Source organism: Neolewinella aurantiaca (assembly GCF_008014675.1).
GTDB lineage: Bacteria > Bacteroidota > Bacteroidia > Chitinophagales > Saprospiraceae > Neolewinella > Neolewinella aurantiaca.
This window is the reverse complement of sequence record NZ_VOXD01000063.1, coordinates 1-9,687: the sequence shown is the minus strand read 5'-3', so window position 1 is coordinate 9,687 and position 9,687 is coordinate 1. Positions and strand designations below refer to the sequence as shown.

At 42.4% G+C, this 9,687-nt stretch carries 5 protein-coding genes; 4 read left to right on the top strand and 1 reads right to left on the bottom strand.

The features are described from left to right. Positions 1 to 531: 531 nt before the first annotated feature. The 4 genes from FUA23_RS21700 (at position 532) to FUA23_RS21685 (ending at position 7,002) form a co-directional block, all read left to right on the top strand. A complete protein-coding gene (locus tag FUA23_RS21700; RefSeq protein WP_147932881.1) occupies positions 532 to 3,708 on the top strand; it encodes a T9SS type A sorting domain-containing protein in 3,177 nt (1,058 codons plus the stop codon). Next, positions 3,705 to 4,385 (top strand): hypothetical protein, encoded by a 681-nt coding sequence (locus FUA23_RS21695; RefSeq protein WP_147932880.1) that lies wholly within the window; start codon positions 3,705 to 3,707, stop codon positions 4,383 to 4,385. Before FUA23_RS21700 ends, FUA23_RS21695 begins: the two co-directional genes overlap by 4 nt. Before the next feature lie 76 nt (positions 4,386 to 4,461). Further along, entirely contained in the window at positions 4,462 to 5,706 is a 1,245-nt protein-coding gene (locus tag FUA23_RS21690) for a hypothetical protein (RefSeq protein ID WP_147932879.1), read from the top strand. A 324-nt stretch (positions 5,707 to 6,030) separates the two neighbouring features. Continuing rightward, complete coding sequence (locus FUA23_RS21685) at positions 6,031 to 7,002, top strand: hypothetical protein (RefSeq protein WP_147932878.1); 972 nt, start codon at positions 6,031 to 6,033, stop codon at positions 7,000 to 7,002. Between the two features lie 510 nt (positions 7,003 to 7,512). Here the strand turns inward: FUA23_RS21685 and FUA23_RS21680 are convergent. Then, on the bottom strand, positions 7,513 to 9,120 hold the full coding sequence (locus tag FUA23_RS21680) for a DUF6377 domain-containing protein (RefSeq protein WP_187271183.1): 1,608 nt from the start codon (positions 9,118 to 9,120) through the stop codon (positions 7,513 to 7,515). Between the last annotated feature and the right edge of the window lie 567 nt (positions 9,121 to 9,687).

Genomic DNA, 9,687 nt, shown 5'->3' with positions numbered 1-9,687 from the left:
TAGCTTTGAGTCGTGCTCGCATCCGTGTTTTTTGTCTCGCAACTCAAAGCTACTGGATTGCGAGCACACTTTTACAAAGGACAGAATCAGGCGTGGGCAGGAGCTAACAGACGGAACACCCTACACCTAGATGCCGCTTAAAAGGGCAGCGCGCGTTCCGCGCCGCGAAGTCTCCGGCCTCCGGCCTCCGACTTCGCGGCGCGGAACGCGCGCTCGTAGCAAGGCTTCGCCTTGCTAGAGACTATTCATTAACCCAGACACACTTAATTGAACTATCCCTTTAGGTAAGCCTACAATTGAGTACAAAAAAATATGAACTTTTCTCCAGAGCCTCATATGTCCAAATAATAAGACTATATTTGCCCTTGCCCGACTTAATTATGTTGTCCAAACACCACTATTCAAAATAGAAACGAATGAAACACCTCTTACTTTCCCTCTTAACTCTGTTCGTAGTAAACCTAAACGCTCAATTGAGCTCAGTTACAATAAGAAACGATAATTCTACTCTTGAGGCAAATCAGCGATGTAATGGCGTTTTTAGAAGTAGCTGCAATGGGTGACAGTGGTCCATTTTCAGTAGAAGTATTTAATTCTTCCGGAGTACAAATAAGAAGTTTCACCTTGATGATTGGTGAAGGACGAACTTTAGAAAACATCTGTGCTGATAACTATCTAGTTGTATATACCAATAGATTTGGCTGCGATTTTATTGATGATAACATCATAGTCACTGAATGCGGGCGTGATGATTGCTGTGATGACTTCGGTGTTTATCAAGATTTTCAAACTGTAGAGCCTGATCCAGAACGATGTGGTACCAATGGCTGTCAAATGGGCTTGAGAGTATCAACGAACCCTCGAGGTCTTATTACAATAAATGAGAGCCGAGATAGGTACGTTTGGAGCAATGGAAGCACCGGTAATAGTTTACAAGGTTTATGTTCAGGCTCCTATACGGTAACAGCAACGAATGCCTATGGATGTTCCGCTACTCAAACCTTTAATCTCTGCTGTGCCGGGATTCAACTCGGGACAATCACGAATGCTACTCCAGGAGGTAGCCGGGGCAGTGTAGAATACGAGCTGCTGGCCGATGTTCAGATTACACGGCTAACACTTAATGGCAACCCTATAAACATCAATACGAACCGTAATGGAATAGATAATCTAGAGCCTGGCGATTACGTAGTTGCTTTTCGAACAATTCCTGGTTGCACTGCAACTGCTCGTTTCACGATTCGTGAATGTGAAGATTTAGGCTCAGATACTTCCGAAATGCTGCCTTCTACAAGTTCTACATGTGGTACTACTGTGAATGTGAGCATGGATGATCCGCTCAGGTTTGCTTACCTATGGCAAGATGGCAATACAAATCGTCAACGTTCCTTGAGTTGCGGTATTGATTATTCAGTTACTATTACCGATCGTTTGGGATGTGGTGAGGTTGTTAAATCATTTATCGTATGCCAAAGCTTTGAAAACTTTGATTTAAACGAATACATCTCTAGCTCTCAACCTGCCTCGCAAGGAGAAAGTGATGGGCAGGTCACCCTTAGATTACCTCCAGAATTTACTCCATATACGAGATTCTTAATGGAGATTTATGATGAAACAACCTCAATGCTGGTGTCGTCCCGAAACTTCCCTTCCTCAGGCACAATAATACTAGAAAACTTAGCCGAAGGGTCTCATAATTTAAGATTCACTAGTGACAATGGATGTAGTATAACAGGAACTGTCAATATACCATCTTGTGCTGCGAATATAGATGAAGACGATGTTATTCTTAGCAATATTAGATCAATCGGAGAGTTCTTTAACGCACAGGCCACTCCCGTTCAAATCATTGCGGATGTTGAAGTGAGTTCCCCGTTTGAAGGATATCCCTTTCAATATCAATTAACTTATCAACACATTCAGGAAAATAATATTGGACAAACATTTCGGTTCACTGAAACTGTGGTACGTAACTCTCCTGAATTCTATATCCCTGACTTTACATTCATAAATGGCTTCTTCCCAACGATAAGTATTTTACATCCATGTACAGGGGTTGTCCTATCTCAAATAACAATTGAAGAGCTTACCAGCTGTACTAGCCCAAGACCATTTGTGACAATACAGGATCAATGCTTAACCAATAACTTTCTTAGAAGAACTAAGTACGCTGTTAGAGGGTTAAGGGGAGGTAGAGGATTTGTAAATCACAGAGTATCTGTAGGCGATAAAGTTATCGTCACGAGAGCGTATAATTCTGACGGAGGTCAAGACCATTCAGTAACATATGAGGCAACAGTTCTAGAAATAGTAGGCCCAGGTTCCTCCGTGTATGGTCTTGATGAAAATGAAGTCGGAGTTCTTATTTCTGGACACTGGGAGGATCATCTCATTAGAAATAGCGATGCCCCTGGTGTTCTTGAAGTCTCGATTATGCTTGAAGACGGGAGTTGTTTAGAACCGAGCAGAAACGTAATTGGTCCGAGAAGTCAACCTCCTATACCTCATATTCTAGGAGGAGGTCACTCTCTTTCGGAAAGGAGGCTTTTCCAGGGCATCCCAAATGATTTCTGGTTAGGGTATATTATGCATTGTGAAGCGTGTAGAGAAGAATGGGTTTATTTTGATAATGATTATAGGGACAATGCGAGTTGTTCAGGAGATGATCGTTTTGCTCTTTTCAGTTATGAAGCATCTGACCCTTTAAGACCTTGTACAGGAGGCGGGACATTAACTCTACCGTCAGCAGTCAGAGGCTCTACGGGTGGAATTGTTGGACCAATAGAGTTAGATGTTCGTCCTTCAAATACATCTGAGTTGATTTCAAACGGAAGATTGTGTGGATGTATATTTGACCCACAGAATATTGAATGGCTAAATAATGGACCAGCAATAGGTCTTACTTTAAGAGTATATGCAGAATTTGAATGTCAACCTGGAACAGTTGATGATGGCCCAGATACCGAGATTACTGAAGAAGAAATAGCAACCTTATGCGAACGTTACGGTGTCGCAAGAGAATGTGAAGACTGTGATGTTGTGCTCAACGATGATGGATGTAGTCTCGACTTAATCTGCCTAGAAGACAACTATGTTTTAAGAGAAAACATACAAAGAGAGAGGGAAGGAGCACATCAGGGCGGAGCATGTTTCTTCGTCTTGCCTGATAATAATATACAAGGACTATTCGATATCCATATAGGAACACCATGTGAGGCTTTTCCATGTCTAGTAGATGCATGGCGTTGGAGCGAAATAATAGACGCTGTTTCTTCTGTTGAGGTAGAACGATATCGAGAATTTCCTAGTGTGCCAGAATGCCCCGAACAATACTACTCCTGTGGCTTTCAAAGTGGAGATATTGAAGCACTCATTGAAGGTGGTTTAGATGATTATTATTACAAGAGTTTTGAACAAGACGAGTTCTCATCACCTAATGAGAAGAAGGATGAATTCGCTCTCTTTCCAAACCCCGTTTCGGAAAGAGGAGGTTCAATTTCACTCATCGCAAATAGGTCAGACATAACCGAATGGAAAGTGTTCGACATGTATGGCCAAATCTTAGGACAAGGTAAAGAGGCTAAAGTTGTTGGGAACAACAGCCAATTATCAATTGGTCTTGGGGTTAAACAGTCCAAAATGATACTCGTTCAAATATGGTTAAGTTCAGGTGAGTATTACGTGAAGAAAATAATTGTTACCCGATGAATACATTTTTAACATATGCCATGTTAGCGCCGTTTCTATGCATCATATTGATTTCTTCAGGATGTACTAAAGACAGTTGTGGTGGGGATATGAAGATGATTGGGGACCAGTTTCTCAACGATGAAATAAGTGGAAGTATAACTCACACTGACTATCCCGGCACTGTAATATTTGTTGACTCCGATGGAAATGAATTCGAGTTTTTAAAGGTAGAAAACAACTTGAATATTGAAAGAAAGGAAATTCCTGACTTTGGAGAATGCGACAATGGTTTGATGTTTACTCCCTACTACAACATTGAGAAATTTAAGCTCACCTATGTTTCTTCTATAGGGGAAGATACTATTTCGATAGAGATTCTTCCTTGGGTGTCAAGAGCCGCTACTCGGGAGAATATTCTAACACCGGATGATCAGACACAGATAGGTAGAGATCAGTTCTCGGTAAAACTTGCATTTCCAGATTGTCCTGTTGTTAATACATTTCAGTATTTGGAAGATGATCGCGGAGCATCTGAAATAAATTCTGTCCCATTTCCTAGAAGTAAGTTTCAACAGACTTATTCAGATACTTATGGCGTAAGACGGGCTTGGAGTAACGAAGTATGGTTTTCTTATTCAAGAGGCATTGTCGCGTTCAATTATTGTGACAAAAACTATGCACAAGTCATCAATTAAACATTTAAGTCAGTCACTACGAGTATTCTATTCAGCGAAATAGGACATCAAAAAAAAATATAAATACCTATTAAATATGAAAAAGATTACCCTCCTGCTTTTTTTCGTCTTCAGCCTATGTACAATTAGCGCACAAGACTTGGAAGATTTCGTGTTCAATTATTATGTTTGTGAAACAGACAATTGCATTACTCTTCAACCTCTTCTTGGCGATGTTAACGAGGAGGATGTTGATTGTTTTGCTTGGGAATCGGAGGCGAGTATTACCTCTCCTCAACAGCAGCAACAGGAGGTTTGCCCTACGGAGGATACTGAGTATAGCCTGTTTATTATTGATGACGATGGTAATATTATTGAAGAGATTCTCTATAAGGTGCATATAGTTAAAGGAGAGCCTCCTGCACGTCTTGTTCCGATTGACACTTTTGACATTAAGAGTGGCTTGGTAGCAAACTCATATAGCTGTAATATTGCTTCAAGGATTAATGAATTTGTAAGTAATAACAACCAATACGATATTACAATTCAAAGGAGTTCATTATACTTATATAATAACGCTCAAACTTCACGATTAGAAGAAGTAACATTTTCTAATCTTGCAAACGAAATAGATTTGTTCCTAGATTTCAACTTAGATGTTGATGCGATTGATCGTCTTCTTGACTTCTTCTTCATTAATAATCTAGATTTTTTAGCTATTAGCCCAAGAGGTATAAGAGAATCAGCTAATTCTCTCTGTCAAAGAATACCTGAACCAGACCCTACAGGTTGGTCTCCGATGACAGCTATAGACTTCCGCACTCAGACATTTGCTACAAAAGCCGCTCTTAAACAGGATTATATTGGTCAAGAGGCAAGAGTCGAACATTGGTGGTCTTGTAGGGTCCTAGGCCCAGCGCAAGAGGAAGTTGCTTTAAGGTGTTTAAACTTACCCCAAAGTAATACTGAGCCAAATGGCGTAGGCTTTATGAAAAGACCTGATGGTTACATAGAAAAGAGACTATATGACCTTGATCATTTAGAAGTAAGACATCAACCATTCTTCATAGAAGTTAAAGGCAGGTATGCAGACAATATCTTCAGTTGGGGACTAGAACGAAGCGTCCCTAATAATAGAATAAAAGACCAAGGGATTAGATATGGCGAATTTTTATCAAACCCAGCCAATACTTATTTACCAGATAAATCAGCACTCCATGGCCTATACATGATTTTAACAGGCGACGTGGCGCTAGACAACGACTTGGTACATCATTACTCTGCCTTAAACATCCCTGTGTATGTTTCAGAATTGGAAAAAATAACTCTGATCAACGGTTAATTCGTTTAAATTATCCAGATTTAGTAAATTATCAAGAAATAAATTTTGGCGCACACTTAGTCTGGTTCTTTGGCAAGGAATTTTTTAAACGTGGATTAGAAAGGTGTGTATATGCTGAATTTACGTATACTGCAGAGCGTATTAACTATACTCTATTTAGAGAGAGGTTTCGAATTGAGCGACTTGAGACTAATTCAGATCCAGTTTGCGGCCCTGTAAACTGTTGTCTAACAGATGATAACGAATGTTGTTTTGATGATGAGCAATCAGATGATTAATACAGTATTCTTTTAATCTATTTTAGGTGATTTAAAATTAAAAGATATGACGGAAAGGATTCACCGTCTTCAGAATAAGGCAGAAACTGTAATAGAGGTTTATTCGATAGAAGAGTATTCTTTTCTTATAGAAGAAATAGAAAACGAAGACTTAAAACATCTGGAGTATTATAGCAACTATTTACGCCTTCATCATGGAGAAAGAGTTTATCTCTTTAGTGATGGTAGAATTTTGAAATTGTTCAAACCTGAATCCTTAATATTTTCTGACGAAGCAATATTTCTAGATGTTATGGACAGTAATGGACTTCTTTTTGCAAAGAAGAATATTGATAATTCTACTCCTAATTACAGGTTTATATACTCTAGCAGGAATAAAAAGTATTCTTACTATGAACTAAATAAGAACTTCTCGAAGAGTTTGCTAAAACTTCTTCCACCTGAACAGGTAAAACTGTGGCCGCCAGTTCAAATTGGCCGCTATTTAGATGGCGTCATATCAATTGAATCGTCGAGAGGAAGCGCTTTTTTTTACCAATCTCTTGAAGATTGTTTAGCAGTAATTCACTTGCGTTCTGACTTTATGGTTAAGCTAAAAGATAAAAAAAATAAAATTTATCCAGAATTAATAGGTTTGAATTATCATGGTGAACTATTTGAATCAAGTATTGAAGAGCTAGTATTAAATTTATATAACTTAGTCGGGTATCAAAACCTGAATGCCCTCCCCAGTGAGCATCAGCTAAAGGAGATTACTTTCTTGCTCTATATGAATAGGTTTTCATGGCGTTTTTTAGAATTATGTTACTTGCCGCTTTTAGCGTTCATAGGGGAAATATACAAGGAAAAACACTCTGGAGATTGGGTTTTGATCGAATGTCCTGTTTTCAAAGACTATATGCCAGATATTTCTGTCAATGGAAAAAATATCAAACTGTATAATTTAATATATGAAGTCCTCTCTCCCACTTTTTCAAGATATATCCCATTAGAAAGTCTACTTCACGTCCGCAATTAAAGAAAGTGTACGCTTCCCATCAGGCGCAACCACGATAAAATAGAAGTAAGGCTTAACTTTACTTCACCCATTAAATCGTGAACCATGCGAAAGAGCAAATTCACTGAGGCCCAGCGCCTCGAAATTTTAGCCAGGCACGATGCTGGCAAGTTTACAACTCTCAAAGACCGCACCGCAATCTCGGCTATAAAACGCCGGAAATCCATGAAATTGAAAATCAGGTTTTCTATTTTAAAGTGGTTGCAGCTTAGGGGAAGCGTACACCTCCTGATCGAAGAGATCAAAATCATCATTTGGCATAGTGACCACTTTACAGGTATAATGTTCACAATTTAGAACTCTCACGCCATAAAGTCAAGTACTTCGGGCAGCTTTTAGCCGAAAAGCTGAACACTATCACCAATAGTGTTCACTTCTACACATGATCATTATGCAGTATTATTGCTATATATTCGTGTATGAATCACAGTACTTTATCGCTACGTCAAGGATTTGATAGGCTTCGTTATTCTATGGGGTGGATGAAATATCCATCACCGCTTTATCGAAGGCATCTTTTTCCAGGAAAGACTTTCCCCTCACCTTGCTGCGGTAGGCATAGATGGTATTGACCGAGTAGCCCAGGATCTTCGAAATGGTATCGTTGTTTTTGATGCCCAAGCGCATCAGGGCAAAAATCCGGACCTCCGAAGAAAGCCCTTCCTGCTCCGGCGATTGCCACACAACCTCGGGCGGAAACAGTGCCTGGAATTTCCGGACAAAATCGGGGAAGAGGGTCAGGAAGACTTCGTCGAAGTCCTGCAGGAGTTGTTTGTTCTGCTGCTTGGCGTTGAAGGATTTCAGTTGGTATTTCGCCTCCTTGAAGTCGGCGGCGTAGATGGCTTTTGAGGCTTTGTCGATAACCTTCTTTGCGCCGGTAATGAACTTGGTGTTGGACTGAAAGAAATAGCCGATGTACTGTTCCTTGATGCGCTCCGATTCGCGCAGTGCGGTGTTGTTCGCCCGCAGCTGTTGGGTTAAGTCGAGCAGGGCCTTACGGCGCTCCCTGAGTTCTTTATTTTGGAGGATGGTCCGGCGAATGAGCCACACCGCAAGGACGAGTAAGAGGGAGAGTAGGATGGTAAAGATCAAAAACTGACGCCGCTGGGCAAGAAGGAGTTGTTGTCTTTCTTCTTCGATCAGCGGCAAAATGTCGAGTACTTCCATCTTGCGGTGGCGGGCGTTGAAGAAGTTGGCGTTTTCCAGCCCGATCTTGATGTACCTGGCCGAACGCTCGTAATCCCCCATTTCGTAGACATAACGGGCTACCCGAACGAGGGAGATGGCTTCGCGGGTAACGGTTCGCTCGTCTGCGATGGCAGACTTTACGATGGCCAATCGGGCGGAGTCCTGTTGGTCCAGCATATTAAAGAGGATGCCGGCCGCGCCGTGCTCCTTGGCCATCAGCCGTGTTCCGGCCTGCGGCAGTGCCCGCAGCTGGCGGTAGAACTCTAGTCCTTCCGTCGCATTGTCCAGCCTCATCGATTTGTAACTGAGCAGAGAGAGGCGGGTGAGGGGAAAGGATTGCGCGTGAACGATTGCGGAGTCGAGGTCCTGAAGCCCCAGCCTTTCAATTTTATCGCTCAGAGAATGAATGGCGTAGTTGTCGGCTAAGTCGAAATGGGTGCGGGCACGGGTAGCATAATAGTCCGATTTCAATTCGGCAGGGAATAAATCGGGATTGATGGTGTTGAGGCTGTCCAGTGCCTCATTGAAGAGGCCCGCGGAAAGAAAAATGAAAGCTTCCCGGACTTTGGCCTGACTGATCTTCACCGGATCACTTAATTGCTGGGCTAGTTTTTTCAGCCTGAGTACCTCGCCGTAGGCGCGGGTAAAAGAGAAGGATTCGAGGGCAAGGACTTTTTCGAGTGTGATTTCGAATTGTTCCTCCGGATCGTTGGCCTGACTGCGCAATTGATCGAGTTGAAGCAGCGAAAGTTCCTTTTCGGCGAGGTACTGCGACCGCTTTTCCAGCTCGCTGTCGAGTACGTTCAGCAGCGAGTCCAATTGCGCGGTCAGGTTGCCGGCCAGGCCAACCAAAACAAAGAGAAGTAACACAATCCGACTGTATACCATCATACCAAAATTACCCGTACAAGGATTAGTAGGCGCGGGCGCAGGTGTAAAGTAAGGTTTTTTGAGCATGGCTCTCCGAGAAACCTTCCCCTGGAGCGTACAACGAGATCTTCCGGCGAAAGTTGACCGGCCACTTTCGCCTCTGGTGAGCAGCCGGGGTAGACTAACTTCCAGTCGCGTAAATCAATGGCCCGCTACAGTTTGTAGGCAGTGAGATGACTTCGTTTCCGGTATAGCAAACCTTGCAGGGTGGCAACAGCGTCACCTCCCGTCTAACCTTGCCTGCCGGCGGCCCTCAATGCCGAACTTCAGTTTTTCAGGAGAGCCAGACCGGATCAGGATTCTAAATAACCGCTCAGTAATCAAAGTGTAGAGTGCAGAACGCAGAGTTCAGTCCCTCTTGCTTCGGCCTTGGCACCGGCAGCAGCCTTGATTTTTTTGGTTCGTTTTTTTATCAAGAAAAAATGAACGGGCCGAGGGGGAAGAGCTCAGTCCTCGGGCACTGACAGAGGAGCTCTACTCCGAGTGAACACACGTCGCCGCCCGTCTTACCTTGCCTGCCGGCGGCCT

What these genes read in the sequence shown, in the direction of transcription:
- FUA23_RS21700 (WP_147932881.1), top strand. Translation starts at nt 532, where the DNA reads ATGGCGTTTTTAGAAGTAGCTGCAATGGGTGACAGTGGTCCATTTTCA.
- FUA23_RS21695 (WP_147932880.1), top strand. Translation starts at nt 3,705, where the DNA reads ATGAATACATTTTTAACATATGCCATGTTAGCGCCGTTTCTATGCATC.
- FUA23_RS21690 (WP_147932879.1), top strand. Translation starts at nt 4,462, where the DNA reads ATGAAAAAGATTACCCTCCTGCTTTTTTTCGTCTTCAGCCTATGTACA.
- FUA23_RS21685 (WP_147932878.1), top strand. Translation starts at nt 6,031, where the DNA reads ATGACGGAAAGGATTCACCGTCTTCAGAATAAGGCAGAAACTGTAATA.
- FUA23_RS21680 (WP_187271183.1), bottom strand. Translation starts at nt 9,120, where the DNA reads ATGATGGTATACAGTCGGATTGTGTTACTTCTCTTTGTTTTGGTTGGC.